The following is a 14,999-nucleotide window of genomic DNA, read 5'->3' on the forward strand; positions in this document are numbered from 1 at the left end:
CCGCACTGCACGGAGCGAACCCGCTTCGTGACGCCGCGGACCGACGGCTCCCGCGTATCGCGGGGCCGTCGGGCCTGGTCATCTTCGGCGTCACCGGCGACCTGTCGCGCAAGAAGCTGATGCCCGCCGTCTACGACCTGGCCAACCGCGGCCTCCTGCCGCCGGGCTTCTCCCTCATCGGGTTCGCCCGGCGCGAGTGGCAGGACCAGGACTTCGCCGAGGTCGTCCACGACGCCGTCAAGGAGTACGCCCGCACGCCCTTCCGCGAGGAGGTCTGGCAGCAGCTGGCCCAGGGCATGCGGTTCGTCCAGGGCACCTTCGACGAGGACGAGTCGTTCGAGACCCTCAAGGCGACCATGGAGGAACTGGACAAGGAGCAGGGCACGGGCGGCAACTTCGCCTTCTACCTCTCCGTCCCGCCGAAGTTCTTCCCCAAGGTCGTCCAGCAGCTGAAGAAGCACGGTCTGGCCGATGCGCCCGAGGGCTCCTGGCGGCGCGCCGTCATCGAGAAGCCGTTCGGCCACGACCTGGTCTCGGCCCGCGAGCTGAACGAGATCGTGCACGAGGTGTTCGCCCCGGACCAGGTGTTCCGGATCGACCACTACCTCGGCAAGGAGACCGTCCAGAACATCCTGGCGCTCCGCTTCGCCAACACCATGTTCGAGCCGCTGTGGAACCGGTCGTACGTCGACCACGTGCAGATCACCATGGCGGAGGACATCGGCATCGGCGGCCGGGCCGGCTACTACGACGGCATCGGCGCCGCCCGCGACGTCATCCAGAACCACCTGCTCCAGCTGATGGCGCTGACCGCGATGGAGGAGCCCGCCTCCTTCGACGCCGACGCGCTGGTGGCGGAGAAGGCCAAGGTCCTCGGCGCCGTCCGGCTCCCCGGCGACCTGGGCAAGGACACGGTCCGCGCGCAGTACTCCGCGGGCTGGCAGGGCGGCGAGAAGGCCGTCGGCTACCTGGAGGAGGAGGGGATCAACCCCCGCTCCAAGACCGACACCTACGCCGCCGTGAAGCTGGAGGTCGGCAACCGCCGCTGGGCGGGCGTCCCCTTCTACCTGCGGGCCGGCAAGCGGCTGGGCCGCCGGGTCACCGAGATCGCGGTGGTCTTCCAGCGCGCCCCGCACTCCCCGTTCGACACCACGACCACGGAGGAGCTGGGCCACAACGCCCTGGTCATCCGGGTCCAGCCGGACGAGGGCGTGACCGTGCGGTTCGGCTCGAAGGTGCCCGGCACCTCGATGGAGGTCCGGGACGTGTCGATGGACTTCGCCTACGGCGAGTCCTTCACCGAGTCGAGCCCCGAGGCGTACGAGCGGCTCATCCTCGACGTGCTGCTCGGCGACGCCAACCTCTTCCCGCGCACCGAGGAGGTCGAGATGTCCTGGCGCATCCTCGACCCGATCGAGGAGTACTGGGACACCCACGGCAAACCGGCGCAGTACCCGGCCGGCAGCTGGGGCCCCAAGGAGGCGGACGAGATGCTCGCACGAGACGGACGGAGCTGGCGCCGGCCATGAAGATCGATCTGACGGACACCACCTCCAGCAAGATCAACAAGGCGCTGGTGCAGGGCCGCCGCGCGATCGGCACCCCTGCCGTCGGCATGGTGCTGACCCTGGTCATCGTCACCGACGAGGAGAACGCCTACGACGCGCTGAAGTCGGCCAACGAGGCGTCGCGCGAGCACCCCTCGCGCACCCTGGTCGTCATCAAGCGGGTCTCGCGCTCCCCGCGCAACCGCACCACCTCCCGGCTGGACGCCGAGATCCGGGTCGGCGCCGACGCCTCCACCGGCGAGACGGTCATCCTCCGGCTCTACGGCGAGATCGTCGGCCACGCCCAGTCGGTGGTGCTGCCGCTGCTGCTCCCCGACGCGCCGGTCGTCGTCTGGTGGCCGGTGAACGGGCCGCTGGACCCGGCCAAGGACCCGCTGGGCGCCCTCGCCCAGCGCCGGGTCACCGACACCTACGCCGGTGAACTGCCCATCAAGGAGCTGGCCGAGCGCGCCTCCTCCTACACGCCGGGCGACACCGACCTGGCGTGGACCCGCATCACACCGTGGCGCTCCATGCTGGCCGCCGCGCTCGACCAGGTGATCTGCCAGGTCGCCTCCGTCGAGGTGGAGGGTGAGGAGTACAACCCGAGCTGCGAGCTGCTCGCCATGTGGCTCGCCGAACGGCTCCAGGTGCCGGTGGTCCGCAAGGCGTCGCCGGGGCCCGGACTGACCGGGGTGCGGCTGGAGACCGACTGCGGCCCGATCGTCCTGGACCGGGCCGACGGGGCCCTGGCCACCCTCTCCATCGAGGGCCAGCCGAAGCGCGCGGTCGCCCTCAAGCGCCGCGAGACCGCCGAGCTGATCGCCGAGGAGCTGCGGCGCCTCGACCCGGACGACACCTACGCTGCCGCGCTGCGGTACGGCGTGGAGCGTCTCGACGAGCACGAGGTGCCGCCGGTCGCCGACGCGCCGGACGCCCCGCACCGCGCGGAGGGCCACAAGGACGCGCCGGTGAAGCGGACGACCAGGGCGACGGCCGCGAAGAAGGGCGCCAAGTGACCCGCACCCCCCAGCTGGTGGTCCACCACGACAAGGGGCTGATGGCCCAGGCGGCCGCCGCCCGGCTGATCACGCACGTGGTCGACGCCCAGGCGGCGCGCGGCCACGCCTCGCTGGTCCTCACCGGCGGCCGCAACGGCAACGGCCTGCTGGCCGCGGTCGGCGCCTCCCCGGCGCGGGACGCGGTGGACTGGCGCCGGGTCGACCTGTGGTGGGGCGACGAGCGGTTCCTGCCCGAGGGCGACCCGGAGCGGAACGCCACCCAGGCCCGGGAGGCGCTCCTGGACACCGTCCCGCTCGACCCGGACCGCGTCCACCCCATGCCGGCTTCGGACGGGCCGTGGGGGAACGACCCGGAGGCGGCCGCCGAGGCGTACGCCGCCGAGCTGGCGGCGGCGGCCGGGCACCACGACCACGGCGCGGTGCCCGACTTCGACGTGCTGATGCTGGGCGTCGGCCCGGACACCCATGTGGCCTCGCTCTTCCCGGAGCTGCCGGCCGTCCGGGAGACGGAGCGCACGGTGGTCGCGGTGCACGGAGCGCCCAAGCCGCCGCCGACCCGGATCACCCTGACGCTTCCGGCGATCCGGGCGGCCCGCGAGGTGTGGCTGCTGGCCGCGGGCGAGGACAAGGCGAACGCCGCGGCCATCGCCCTCTCCGGCGCCGGGGAGGTCCAGGCCCCGGCGGCGGGCGCGTACGGCTGGTCGCGGACGCTGTGGCTGCTCGACGACGCGGCCGCCTCCCAGCTGCCGCGCGACCTCTACCCGTCGGCGTCCGCCTGAGCGCGGCGCCCCCTGCGAGACGTCAGGGCCCGGCCTCCCACGCGGGGAGGCCGGGCCCTGACGCGTGACCCGGGTCAGCGGCCGCGCAGCGCGCGGTAGCGGGCGACGAGGGCGGCGGTGGAGCTGTCCAGGGAGCCGGTGGAGCGCTCACCGTCCTCGGCGGTCAGCAGCGGCTCGACCTCCTTGGCGAGCACCTTGCCGAGCTCCACGCCCCACTGGTCGAAGGAGTCGATGCCCCAGACCGCGCCCTGCACGAACACCTTGTGCTCGTAGAGGGCGACGAGCTGACCGAGGACCGAGGGGGTCAGCGCGTCGGCCAGGATGGTGGTGGTGGGCCGGTCGCCGGGGAAGGTGCGGTGCGGTACGAGTTCCTCGGGGACGCCCTCGGCGCGGACCTCGTCGGCGGTCTTGCCGAAGGCCAGCGCCTGGGTCTGGGCGAAGAAGTTGGCCATCAGCAGGTCGTGCTGGTCGGCGAGGCCCTTCGGCAGCGCGTCGACCGGCCGGGCGAAGCCGATGAAGTCGGCGGGGATCAGCTTGGTGCCCTGGTGGAGCAGCTGGTAGTAGGCGTGCTGGCCGTTGGTGCCGGGAGTGCCCCAGACGACCGGTCCGGTCTGCCAGGCGACCGGCGTGCCGTCGCGTTGGACGCGCTTGCCGTTGGACTCCATGTCGAGTTGCTGGAGGTAGGCGGCGAAGCGGGAGAGGTAGTGCGAGTAGGGCAGCACCACGTGCGACTGGGCGTCGTGGAAGTTGCCGTACCAGATGCCGAGGAGGCCGAGCAGCAGCGGCACGTTGGCCTCGGGCGGCGCGGTGCGGAAGTGCTCGTCGACCAGGTGGAAGCCGTCGAGCATCTCGCGGAACCGCTCGGGGCCGATGGCGATCATCAGCGAGAGGCCGATGGCCGAGTCGTAGGAGTAGCGGCCGCCCACCCAGTCCCAGAACTCGAACATGTTGGCCGGGTCGATGCCGAACTCGGCGACCTTCTCGGCGTTGGTGGAGAGCGCCACGAAGTGCCGGGCGACGGCCTCGGGGCCGGCGCCGAGGCCGTCGAGGAGCCAACGGCGGGCGGACGTCGCGTTGGTGACGGTCTCGATGGTGGTGAAGGTCTTGGAGGCCACGACGAAGAGCGTCTCGGCCGGGTCGAGGTCGCGGACCGACTCGTAGAGGTCGGCGCCGTCGACGTTGGAGACGAAACGCACCGTCAGGTCGCGGTCGGAGAAGGCGCGCAGCACCTCGTAGGCCATGGCGGGGCCGAGGTCGGAGCCGCCGATGCCGATGTTGACGACGGTGCGCAACGGGCGGCCGGTGGCGCCGGTCCACTCGCCGGAGCGGACCTTCTCGGCGAAGCCGGCCATGCGGTCGAGGACTTCGTGGACCTCGGGGACCACGTTGGGCCCGCCGGGGCCGCCGTCCTCGATGACGGCGCCGCGCGGCGCGCGGAGTGCGGTGTGCAGGACCGCGCGGTCCTCGGTGGTGTTGATGCGCTCGCCGCGGTACATCGCGTCGCGCAGCCCGGCCACGTCGGTGGCCTCGGCCAACTCCCGCAGCAGCACCAGCGTCTCGTCGGTGACGAGCTGCTTGGAGTAGTCGATGTGCAGGTCGCCGACGTGGAGGGTGTACCGCTCACCGCGGCCCGGGTCGTCGGCGAACAGTTGACGCAGACTCACCTCGCCGAGCGCCGCGCGGTGGTCGGCGAGCGCGGTCCACTGCGGCCGCTGGGACAGCCCGGTTCGGCTTGCTGGGTTCATCGGTGACTTTCCGCCTTCTCTCGTCTGGGCTTGCCCCGCTGCCCCACCAACCTAATTGATGGCGGGGCGCGTGCGGTGGTGCCACAGAGGGGCCGCGAGACGGCTACCGGGACGACTCCCGGTGCGCCGGGCGGAGGAACGGCGCGGCGGGTGGCTCAGATCTCGCCGCGGAGCTTGGCGAGGGCCTCGGCGAGGATCGCCTCGCCGTCGGCGTCGGAGCGCCGCTCGCGGACGTAGGCGAGGTGCGTCTTGTACGGTTCGGTGCGCGGCGGCGCCGGGGGGTCGTCCCGGTCCTGGCCGGCGGGGAAGCCGCAGCGGGGGCAGTCCCAGGTGTCGGGGACCTGCGCGTCGCGGGCGAAACTCGGCTGGGTCTCGTGTCCGTTGGCGCACCAGAAGGAGAGCCGCAGACGCGGTGCCGAATCGCCCCGCTCAGCCTCCCCCATGGGCCCCGCTCCGACCCGGCTGCCGCGGATCGCGTTGCCACTTGCCACAGTCGTCACTCCCTGGGTGATGGTGCCGCGAAGCGTGACCGGCTCCGCCGCGGGCGCACCAGTGTACGGATGGAGCGGCGGGCGTCCAGGGAGCGGAGTTCAGGGCTCCGCGGACGCGGTACCCGCCGGGCGCACGCCTCATGATAGGCCGCACGCCCGGATCGGGACCGGCGCCGACGGTGCCAGGTGGCTCAGTCCAGCTTCATCAGCAGGCCGAGCACCACGATGCAGGCGAACCAGAGCAGGCTGACGACGACCGTGATCCGGTCGAGGTTCCGCTCGGCGACCGAGGAGCCACCCACGGAGGACTGCATGCCGCCACCGAACATGTCGGAGAGGCCGCCGCCCTTCCCCTTGTGCATCAGCACCAGCAGCATCAGCAGCAGGCTGAAGACGATCAGGGCGATCGAGAACCCCATAACCACGGCTGGACCAACTTCCTCGGAACTGGATGGACTGCGGGGGCCGGGTCAGGTGCCCCGGCCCCCGCAAGGGTACGACGATTCCGCTCTACCGCATACTCACTGGTCGCGGAAGCGCGGACTCACTGGTCGCGGAAGCGGACGATCTTGACGAACTCGTCCGTGTCCAGCGCGGCACCGCCGACCAGGGCGCCGTCCACATCGGGCTGGGCCATGATCGCCGCGACGTTGCCGCCCTTGACGGAGCCGCCGTACTGGATGCGGACCTTGTCGGCCAGCTCCTGGGAGTACAGCTCGGCCAGACGGCCGCGGATCGCCCCGCAGACCTCCTGCGCGTCCTCCGGGGTGGCGACCTCGCCGGTGCCGATGGCCCACACCGGCTCGTAGGCGATGACGATGGTCTCGGCCTGCTCGGCGGGGACGTCCTTGAGGCCGCCGTCCACCTGGGCGAGGGTGTACGGGACCTGCTCGCCGGCCTTGCGGACGTCGAGGCCCTCACCGACGCAGAGGATCGGGGTGATGCCGTACTTGAAGGCGGCCTTCACCTTGGCGTTGCAGAGCTCGTCGCTCTCGTTGTGGTACTGGCGGCGCTCGGAGTGGCCGACGGCCACGTAGGTGCACTTCAGCTTGGCCAGCATCGGGCCCGAGATCTCGCCGGTGTAGGCACCGGAGTCGTGGGCCGAGATGTCCTGGGCGCCGTACTTGATCTTGAGCTTGTCGCCGTCGACCAGCGTCTGGACCGACCGGAGGTCCGTGAAGGGCGGCAGGACCGCGACCTCGACGGCGTCGTAGTCCTTGTCGGACAGGGCGAACGCCAGCTTCTGGACGTGGGCGATGGCCTCCAGGTGGTTGAGGTTCATCTTCCAGTTGCCCGCCATCAGCGGGGTGCGTCCCTGGGTGTCAGTCACGGTGGTTCAGTCCTCCAGTGCGGCGAGGCCGGGGAGCGTCTTGCCTTCGAGGTATTCGAGGCTGGCGCCGCCACCGGTCGAGATGTGTCCGTATGCGTTTTCGTCGAAGCCCAGCAGTCGGACGGCCGCGGCGGAGTCGCCGCCGCCGACGACCGTGAAGGCCGGGGAGTCGAGCAGGGCCTGGGCCACTGCCCGGGTGCCGCCAGCGTAGTCGGGGTGCTCGAAGACCCCCATGGGTCCGTTCCAGAAGATGGTGCGGGCGTCGGCGAGCTTGCCGGCGTACAGCTCCGCGGTGGCGGGGCCGATGTCCAGGCCCATCTGCCCGGCCGGGATGGCGTCGGCGGGGACGGTGTCGGGGTGGGTGGGCGCCTTGGCCTTCAGGTCGGGGAAGCCGCCGGAGACGACCACGTCCACAGGGAGGACGAACTCCACGCCCTTCTCCTCGGCACGCTCCAGGTACTCCTGGACGACCGGGATCTGGTCCTCCTGGAGCATCGAGGCACCGACCTCGTACCCCTTGGCCTTCAGGAAGGTGAAGACCATGCCGCCGCCGATCAGGATGCGGTCCGCCTTCTCCAGCAGGTTGTCGATGACGCCGAGCTTGTCGGAGACCTTGGCGCCGCCGAGGACCACCGCGTACGGGCGCTGGACGTCGTCGGTCAGCTTCCTGAGGACGCCGACCTCGGTGGCGATGAGGTAGCCGGCGTAGTGCGGCAGGCGCGCCGGGAGGTCGTAGACCGAGGCGTGCTTGCGGTGCACGGCGCCGAAGCCGTCGCCCACGTAGACGTCGGCGAGGGCGGCGAGTTCGTCGGCGAAGGTGCCGCGCTCGGCGTCGTCCTTGCTGGTCTCCCCCGGGTTGAAGCGGAGGTTCTCGATGACCGCGACCTGGCCCGGCTCCAGTCCGTCGACGGCGGCGTGTGCGGCGGGGCCGACGGTGTCCTGGGCGAACGCCACGGGCTTGCCGAGGAGTTCACCGAGCCGCTCGGCCGCGGGGAGCAGCGAGAAGGCCGGGTCGGGGGCTCCCTTGGGCCGGCCGAGGTGCGAGGCGACGACCACCTTGGCGCCGGCACCGGCGAGGGCCTCGACGGTGGGCAGGACGGCGCGGATGCGGCCGTCGTCGGTGATCTGCCCGTCGGCGAGGGGGACGTTGAGGTCGGCGCGGACGAAGACCCGCTTGCCGCTCACTCCCTCGGCGAGAAGTTCGTCGATCGTCTTCATGACTGCTCTCCTGGACTCGTGGCTCTGCTCTCGTGCTGCATGGTCGTGGGGGCGGGCGTGCGGCGTGCGACAGGGCCCGGTCCGCGCTGCGTCGCGCGGGTCCGGACCCTGTCACTCATCGTGCGGTGCTGCCTGCCGTGCGGGGAGCGGTCAGAGCCGCTCGCCCACGAAGACGGTGATGTCGACGAGGCGGTTGGAGTAGCCCCATTCGTTGTCGTACCAGCCGATGATCTTGGCCGTGGTGCCCTCGGCCATGGTCAGCAGCGAGTCGAAGGTGCAGGAAGCCGGGGTCGAGACGATGTCCGAGGAGACGATCGGGTCGGCCGTGTAGACGAGCTTCCCGGCGAGCTGGCCCTCCAGGGACGCCTTCTCGAACGCGGCGTTGACCTCGTCCCTGGTGACCTCGCGCTTGAGCTCGACCACCAGGTCGGTGACGGAGCCGGTGGGGACCGGGACGCGCATCGCGATGCCGTCGAGCTTGCCCTTGAGCTGCGGCAGGACCAGCGCGGTGGCCTTGGCGGCGCCCGTGGTGGTCGGGATGATGTTCTCGGCGGCGGCGCGGGCGCGGCGCAGGTCCTTGTGCGGGAAGTCCAGGATGCGCTGGTCGTTGGTGTACGCGTGCACCGTCGTCATCAGGCCCTTGACGATGCCGAAGTTCTCGTCCAGAACCTTGGCCATCGGCGCCACACAGTTGGTGGTGCAGGAGGCGTTGGAGATGATGTTGTCGGTGGCGGGGTCGTACTTGTCCTCGTTGACGCCCATCACGATGGTGATGTCCTCATCCTTGGCCGGAGCCGAGATGATGACCTTCTTGGCGCCGCCCCGCAGGTGCTTCTCGGCGTCGGCCTTCTTGGTGAAGATGCCGGTCGACTCGATGACGATGTCGACGCCGAGTTCACCCCAGGGGATGTCGGCAGGGTTGCGCTCGGAGAGCACCTTGATGGTCTTGTCACCGACCGTGAGGGTGTCCTCGGTGTGCGAGACCTCTTCGGAGAGCTTGCCGAGGATGGTGTCGTACTTCAGCAGGTGTGCGGTGGTCGCGGTGTCACCCAGGTCGTTGACAGCCACGATCTCGATGTCCGCGCCCTGGTCCAGAAGCGCGCGGAAGTAGTTGCGACCGATGCGGCCGAAGCCGTTGATGCCTACGCGGATCGTCACGAGCCGATCTCCTCGTTGGTACGCCGGTTTTCGACGCCGGCGAGCTGTATGGGATGTCCCCGACCGCCTCCGACCCTACCTCTCCGACGCCCTGGGAGTGACATCGGAGGAGACCGCGCGGGGCACCCCCGGCACTACCCTCCGGTAGCCGGTAAGGGGGTTTCGCCCACCTGCCGGAGCGGACTCTCGTCACGCTCCGTCAACAGGCCGCAGGGTACGCGCGGTTACCGCCACCCGCGACCGGAACGGCCCCGCTCCCCCGTGTCCGGGGGGCGGGGCCGGGCGGTGCGTCGTCCGTACGGGCGAACCTTGCGCCGTCCGGGTTGACCTGGGCGGCGCGTCAGCCGACGAGGTGGTCGGCCAGGTCCTCGCTGAGACCGGCCTCGGTGCCGGCGATGCCCAGGTCCTGGGCCCGCTTGTCGGCCATGGCCAGCAGGCGCCGGATACGTCCGGCGACGGCGTCCTTGGTGAGCGGCGGGTCGGCGAGGGCGCCCAGCTCCTCCAGCGACGCCTGCTTGTGCTCCATGCGGAGCCGGCCGGCGGCGGCGAGGTGCTCGGGGACCTCCTCGCCCAGGATCTCCAGGGCCCGCTGGACGCGGGCGCCCGCGGCGACGGCGGCCCGCGCGGAGCGGCGCAGGTTGGCGTCGTCGAAGTTGGCGAGGCGGTTGGCCGTGGCGCGCACCTCGCGCCGCATCCGCCGCTCCTCCCAGGCGAGGACCGACTCGTGGGCGCCTAGGCGGGTCAGCAGGGCACCGATGGCGTCGCCGTCGCGTACCACCACCCGGTCCACGCCGCGCACCTCGCGGGCCTTGCCGGCGATGGAGAGCCTGCGGGCCGCGCCGACCAGGGCGAGGGCCGCCTCCGGGCCGGGGCAGGTGACCTCCAGGGAGGAGGAGCGGCCGGGCTCGGTGAGCGAGCCGTGGGCGAGGAACGCACCCCGCCAGGCAGCCTCTGCGTCGCAGGTGGCGCCGGAGACGACCTGCGGCGGCAGCCCCCTGATCGGACGGCCGCGGCCGTCGACCAGTCCCGTCTGCCGGGCGAGCTGGTCGCCTCCGGCCACCACCCGCACCACGTATCGCGAACCCCGGCGCAGCCCGCCGGGGGCCATCACGATCAGTTCGGAGCTGTGTCCGAAGATCTCGAGGATGTCCCGCTTGAGGCGCCGGGCGGCCATCGCCGTGTCCAGCTCCGCCTCGATCACGATGCGGCCGCTCACCAGGTGCAGCCCACCCGCGAACCGCAGGACCGCGGAGACCTCCGCCTTCCTGCAACAGGTGCGGGTGACGGGAAGCCGGGAGACCTCGTCCTTCACCGCTGCCGTCATCGCCATGGGCCGATCCTTCCATGCATCCGAAAAATACGGTCGTACGCGGCCGCCAGCAGCTCCGGGTCGTGCCGGGGGCTGCCGTCAGGGCGGGCCACGGGCGCCAGCTCGACCGTCGCGCCCAGACGCCGGGCGGCGTCGTCGAGCGAGAGACGGTCGGGCACGGCCGCCTCGTCGGCGAGCACCACGTCCAGGGCGAGTTTAGGGGCGTGTCGGGCCAAAACCTCCAAATGACGCTGCGGGGAGAACCCCTCGGTTTCTCCGGGTTGCGGCGCGAGGTTGAGCGAGAGGACCCGGCGGGCCTTCGTGGAGAGCAGCGCGTCGAGCAGTTCGGGCACCAGAAGGTGCGGGATGACCGAGGAGAACCAGGAGCCCGGGCCGAGTACCACCCAGTCCGCGTCGAGGACCGCCTCGACCGCCTCCGGCACGGCCGGCGGGTCGTGCGGCACCAGGTGCACCGACTGGACCTCGCCGGGCGTCAGGGCCACGGTGGCCTGGCCGCACACGGTGTCCACGGCGTCCGGGCGGGCCGGGTCGTGGCCCCGGACCAGCGCCTGGAGCTCCAGGGGGACGGCGGACATGGGCAGCACCCTGCCGTGCGCGCCGAGCAGGGTGCCGACCAGGTCCAGCGCCTGGACGTGGTCGCCGAGCTGCTCCCAGAGGGCGACGATCAGCAGGTTGCCGACGGCGTGGTCGTGCAGGTCGCCGCGGGAGTGGAAGCGGTGCTGGATCACCCGGGCCCAGGTCTGGCCCCAGTCGTCGTCGCCGCAGAGCGCGGCGAGCGCCTTGCGCAGGTCGCCCGGGGGCAGCACGCCCAGTTCGTCGCGGAGACGGCCGCTGGAACCGCCGTCGTCGGCGACGGTGACGACGGCGGTGAGGTCCCCGGTGATGCGGCGCAGTGCGGCCAGGGAGGCGGACAGGCCCATTCCGCCGCCGAGGGCGACGACCTTGGGCTGGGCGCCGCGGCCACGCGGGCGCGGGCGCGGCGCCCAGCCCGAGGCGGTCGTGGACGGGGGGGTCCGCCGCATCCGCCGCAGGCGCGAGGGGCGGCCGGTCATTCCCGGCCCATGTCACGGTGGACGACGACCGTCTCGACGCCCTCGGAGGCGAGACGCGAGGCGAGCTTCTCGGACATGGCCACGGAACGGTGCTTGCCGCCGGTGCACCCGACCGCGATCGTCACGTACCGCTTGCCCTCCCGGCGGTAACCGCGGTTGATCAGCTGGAGCAGCTCCGTGTACTGGTCCAGGAACTCCTTGGCGCCGGGACGGCCGAGGACGTAGTCGGACACCTCTTCGTTCAGCCCGGTGAAGGGGCGAAGCTCGGGGACCCAGTGCGGGTTGGGCAGGAAGCGGCAGTCGACGACGAGGTCGGCGTCGACGGGCAGGCCGTACTTGTAGCCGAAGGACATCACCGTGGCCCGCAGCTCGGGCTCCTCGTCACCCGCGAACTGGGCGTCCATCTTGGCGCGCAGCTCGTGGACGTTGAGGCTGGAGGTGTCGATGACCAGGTCGGCGTCGCCGCGCAGCTCGCGCAGGAGGTCGCGCTCGGCGGCGATGCCGTCGACGATGCGGCCGTCGCCCTGGAGGGGATGCGGCCGGCGGACCGACTCGAAGCGGCGCACCAGCGCGTCGTCCGAGGACTCCAGGAAGACGATCCGCCGGGTGACGTTCTTGACGTCGAGGTCGGCGAGGGACTCGCGGAGGTTGTCGAAGAAGCGGCGGCCGCGTACGTCCACGACGACGGCGATGCGTGCGACGTTCCCCTGGGAGCGGGCGCCCAGCTCCACCATGGTGGGGATGAGGGCCGGTGGCAGGTTGTCCACGACGAACCAGCCGAGGTCCTCCAGGCACTTGGCCGCGGTGCTGCGCCCGGCGCCGGACATCCCGGAGATGATCACCAGCTCGGGGATGGCCGTCTCGGTGGCCTCCGCCGCGTCGCCGGTCGTGCCCGTACCCACCTGTGCCTCGTCTCCGTCGTGCTCGCTCATGTCTGCTGCCCCCGGTTCTTCGGTGCGGTCTGCGGCGACGCCTGGTCAGGCCCGCCGTCCGGTGCGGTCCGGCCGTCCGGCCCCTTCTGCTCGGCCGGGCCGGACACCCCTGGTCCTCCAGTCTGTCCCGCCGCCCCGTCATCCGGGGCACCGGCCGCGCGGGGCGGGCCCGGGGAGCCACCGGTCGGCCCGGCGGTCTCGTCGCCGCCACGGCCCGGTCCGCCCTCGGGCGGCTGGGGAGCCATCCCCTGGAGCGGCGCGGCGCCGCCCTCCCCCGGCACCCGAGCGGTCTCCCTCGGTGCCGTGGAGGGGTCCGTGGCCTCCGGGGTGTCCTCCGTGTCGTCCCCGAGGATCTCACCCGTGGCGGTGTTGACCGCGACCGAAGGGGCGGACCGGGAGAGCGTGGCGGCGACGGAGAGCGCGGTCTTGCGGCCTATGCCGGGGACCTCGCAGATCTGCTCGACGGTGGCGGCCCGCAGTCTGCGGACCGAGCCGAAGTGCTTGATCAGAGCCTGTTTACGGGTCTCACCGAGGCCGGGGACGTCGTCCAGGGGGCTGGTGCGGATGCGCTTGGAGCGCTTGGCGCGCTGGTAGGTGATGGCGAAACGGTGGGCCTCGTCGCGGATGCGCTGGAGGAGGTAGAGGCCCTCGCTGGTGCGGGGCAGCACGACCGGGTCGTCCTGGCCGGGGAGCCAGACCTCCTCCAGGCGCTTGGCCAGGCCGCAGACGGCGATGTCGTCGATGCCGAGCTCGTCCAGGGCCCGCTGCGCGGCGGCGACCTGCGGCTGGCCGCCGTCGACCACGACGAGCTGCGGCGGGTAGGCGAACCGTCTGGGGCGGCCGTCCTCGTCGGTGAGGGAGGCGGTGACCTCACCGCCCTCCACGGCGTCGTGCTCCTCGGTCCACTCGCCGGTGCGCTCCCGGTCGTTCAGGTAGCGGCGGAAGCGGCGGGTGATCACCTCGTGCATGGAGCGGACGTCGTCCTGGCCCTGGCCGTGCCAGAGCTGGGTGTCACCGGCCCGGCCCTTGATCTGGAAGCGGCGGTACTCGCTCTTGCGGGCCAGCCCGTCCTCGAAGACCACCATCGACGCCACCACGTCGTCGCCCTGGAAGTGGGAGATGTCGTAGCACTCGATGCGCAGCGGAGCGCTCTGCAGCTCCAGCGCCTCGGCGATCTCCTCCAGGGCGCGGGAGCGGGTGGTCAGGTCGGAGGCGCGTCTGGTCTTGTGCAGGACCAGGGACTGCTGGGCGTTCCGCTGGACCGTCTCCATCAGGGACCTCTTGTCGCCGCGCTGCGGGACGCGCAGGGAGACCTGGGTGCCGCGCCGGTCACCGAGCCAGTGCGAGACGGCGGCGAAGTCGTCCGGGAGGGCCGGGACCAGGACCTCCTTGGGGACGCCCTCGCCGCGCTCCTCGCCGTAGAGCTGCTGGAGGGCGTGGCCGACGAGACCGGCGGTGTCGACCGCCTCGACCTTGTCGGTGACCCAGCCGCGCTGGCCGCGGACCCGGCCGCCGCGCACGTGGAAGATCTGGACGGCGGCTTCCAGCTCGTCCTCGGCGACGGCGATGAGGTCGGCGTCGGTGGCGTCGGCGAGGACCACGGCGGACTTCTCCATGGCGCGGCGCAGCGCCTCGATGTCGTCCCGCAGGCGCCCGGCCCGCTCGTACTCCATCTCCTCGGCGGCCTCCTGCATCTGCCGCTCCAGACGGCGCAGGTAGGCGCCGGTGCGGCCGGCCATGAAGTCGCAGAACTCCTCGGCCAGGGCGCGGTGGTCCTCGGGGCTGATGCGGCCGACGCAGGGGGCGGCGCACTTGCCGATGTAGCCGAGGAGGCAGGGGCGGCCGGTGCGGGCGGCGTTCTTGAAGACGCCGGCCGAGCAGGTGCGGACGGGGAAGACCCGCAGCAGCAGGTCGACGGTGTCGCGGATCGCCCAGGCGTGGCCGTACGGGCCGAAGTAGCGCACGCCCTTCTTCTTCTGGCCGCGCATGACCTGGACGCGGGGGAACTCCTCGTTCATCGTCACCGCGAGGTACGGGTAGCTCTTGTCGTCGCGGTACTTGACGTTGAACCGGGGGTCGAACTCCTTGATCCAGGTGTACTCCAGCTGGAGCGCCTCGACCTCGGTGGAGACCACCGTCCACTCCACGGAGGCGGCGGTGGTGACCATGGTGCGGGTGCGCGGGTGGAGGCCGGCCAGGTCCTGGAAGTAGCTGGAGAGGCGCTGGCGCAGGCTTTTCGCCTTCCCGACGTAGATCACCCGGCGGTGCTCGTCGCGGAAGCGGTAGACGCCCGGGGAGTCAGGGATCTGCCCCGGCTTCGGACGGTAGCTGGAGGGGTCGGCCATGTCAGACACCCTACTGTCGGCCACCGACACTCCGGCGTCACCCGCAGTGA

At 71.8% G+C, this 14,999-nt stretch carries 13 protein-coding genes; 3 read left to right on the top strand and 10 right to left on the bottom strand.

Going from position 1 to position 14,999, the window contains the following annotated elements:
• Positions 1-5: 5 nt before the first annotated feature.
• Genes zwf through pgl form a run of 3 tightly spaced genes read left to right on the top strand, consistent with a single transcriptional unit; the run spans position 6 to position 3,348 of the window.
• On the top strand, positions 6-1,529 hold the full coding sequence (gene zwf / locus ACSLIC_RS04535; protein WP_436740269.1) for a glucose-6-phosphate dehydrogenase: 1,524 nt from the start codon (positions 6-8) through the stop codon (positions 1,527-1,529).
• Complete coding sequence (gene opcA / locus ACSLIC_RS04540) at positions 1,526-2,566, top strand: glucose-6-phosphate dehydrogenase assembly protein OpcA (protein ID WP_436736375.1); 1,041 nt, start codon at positions 1,526-1,528, stop codon at positions 2,564-2,566. The genes zwf and opcA overlap by 4 nt, the downstream gene beginning before the upstream one ends.
• Positions 2,563-3,348 (top strand): 6-phosphogluconolactonase, encoded by a 786-nt coding sequence (gene pgl, locus ACSLIC_RS04545; protein ID WP_436736376.1) that lies wholly within the window; start codon positions 2,563-2,565, stop codon positions 3,346-3,348. The genes opcA and pgl overlap by 4 nt, the downstream gene beginning before the upstream one ends.
• A 74-nt stretch (positions 3,349-3,422) precedes the next feature.
• Here pgl and pgi read toward each other — a convergent pair whose 3' ends face one another.
• From pgi to uvrC, 10 genes are all read right to left on the bottom strand, one after another.
• A complete protein-coding gene (gene pgi / locus ACSLIC_RS04550; protein WP_436736377.1) occupies positions 3,423-5,093 on the bottom strand; it encodes a glucose-6-phosphate isomerase in 1,671 nt (556 codons plus the stop codon).
• Positions 5,094-5,248: 155 nt separating this feature from the next.
• Complete coding sequence (locus tag ACSLIC_RS04555) at positions 5,249-5,584, bottom strand: RNA polymerase-binding protein RbpA (RefSeq protein ID WP_436736378.1); 336 nt, start codon at positions 5,582-5,584, stop codon at positions 5,249-5,251.
• A 191-nt stretch (positions 5,585-5,775) separates the two neighbouring features.
• Complete coding sequence (secG, locus tag ACSLIC_RS04560) at positions 5,776-6,003, bottom strand: preprotein translocase subunit SecG (RefSeq protein WP_008406068.1); 228 nt, start codon at positions 6,001-6,003, stop codon at positions 5,776-5,778.
• A 125-nt stretch (positions 6,004-6,128) separates the two neighbouring features.
• Positions 6,129-6,884 carry a triose-phosphate isomerase gene (gene tpiA, locus ACSLIC_RS04565; RefSeq protein ID WP_436740270.1) on the bottom strand — a complete coding sequence of 252 codons (756 nt, stop codon included), beginning with the start codon at positions 6,882-6,884 and terminating at the stop codon, positions 6,129-6,131.
• A gap of 36 nt (positions 6,885-6,920) precedes the next feature.
• A complete protein-coding gene (locus ACSLIC_RS04570) occupies positions 6,921-8,132 on the bottom strand; it encodes a phosphoglycerate kinase (protein ID WP_436736379.1) in 1,212 nt (403 codons plus the stop codon).
• A 150-nt stretch (positions 8,133-8,282) separates the two neighbouring features.
• Positions 8,283-9,290, bottom strand: a complete 1,008-nt coding sequence (gap, locus tag ACSLIC_RS04575) for a type I glyceraldehyde-3-phosphate dehydrogenase (protein ID WP_436736380.1) — start codon at positions 9,288-9,290, stop codon at positions 8,283-8,285.
• A gap of 340 nt (positions 9,291-9,630) precedes the next feature.
• The gene (gene whiA / locus ACSLIC_RS04580; RefSeq protein WP_023419981.1) at positions 9,631-10,620 is read right to left on the bottom strand and encodes a DNA-binding protein WhiA; all 990 of its coding nucleotides are present in this window, start codon (positions 10,618-10,620) and stop codon (positions 9,631-9,633) included.
• Positions 10,611-11,672, bottom strand: coding sequence for a gluconeogenesis factor YvcK family protein (locus tag ACSLIC_RS04585; protein WP_436736381.1), 1,062 nt, complete (start codon positions 11,670-11,672; stop codon positions 10,611-10,613). The genes whiA and ACSLIC_RS04585 overlap by 10 nt, the downstream gene beginning before the upstream one ends.
• A complete protein-coding gene (gene rapZ / locus ACSLIC_RS04590) occupies positions 11,669-12,604 on the bottom strand; it encodes an RNase adapter RapZ (RefSeq protein ID WP_436736382.1) in 936 nt (311 codons plus the stop codon). Before rapZ ends, ACSLIC_RS04585 begins: the two co-directional genes overlap by 4 nt.
• Positions 12,601-14,949: an excinuclease ABC subunit UvrC gene (uvrC, locus tag ACSLIC_RS04595; protein ID WP_436736383.1), complete on the bottom strand. Its 2,349-nt coding sequence runs from the start codon at positions 14,947-14,949 to the stop codon at positions 12,601-12,603. Before uvrC ends, rapZ begins: the two co-directional genes overlap by 4 nt.
• Positions 14,950-14,999 lie beyond the last annotated feature (50 nt).

Origin of the sequence: Streptomyces sp. BBFR102 (genome assembly GCF_051397025.1) — a bacterium.
In the GTDB taxonomy this organism is placed as follows: domain Bacteria; phylum Actinomycetota; class Actinomycetes; order Streptomycetales; family Streptomycetaceae; genus Streptomyces.

Coding starts and splice junctions, on each gene's coding strand:
- uvrC (WP_436736383.1), bottom strand. CDS start 14,949: ATGGCCGACCCCTCCAGCTACCGTCCGAAGCCGGGGCAGATCCCTGAC.
- ACSLIC_RS04570 (WP_436736379.1), bottom strand. CDS start 8,132: ATGAAGACGATCGACGAACTTCTCGCCGAGGGAGTGAGCGGCAAGCGG.
- tpiA (WP_436740270.1), bottom strand. CDS start 6,884: ATGGCGGGCAACTGGAAGATGAACCTCAACCACCTGGAGGCCATCGCC.
- whiA (WP_023419981.1), bottom strand. CDS start 10,620: ATGGCGATGACGGCAGCGGTGAAGGACGAGGTCTCCCGGCTTCCCGTC.
- ACSLIC_RS04585 (WP_436736381.1), bottom strand. CDS start 11,672: ATGACCGGCCGCCCCTCGCGCCTGCGGCGGATGCGGCGGACCCCCCCG.
- opcA (WP_436736375.1), top strand. CDS start 1,526: ATGAAGATCGATCTGACGGACACCACCTCCAGCAAGATCAACAAGGCG.
- rapZ (WP_436736382.1), bottom strand. CDS start 12,604: ATGAGCGAGCACGACGGAGACGAGGCACAGGTGGGTACGGGCACGACC.
- pgi (WP_436736377.1), bottom strand. CDS start 5,093: ATGAACCCAGCAAGCCGAACCGGGCTGTCCCAGCGGCCGCAGTGGACC.
- secG (WP_008406068.1), bottom strand. CDS start 6,003: ATGGGGTTCTCGATCGCCCTGATCGTCTTCAGCCTGCTGCTGATGCTG.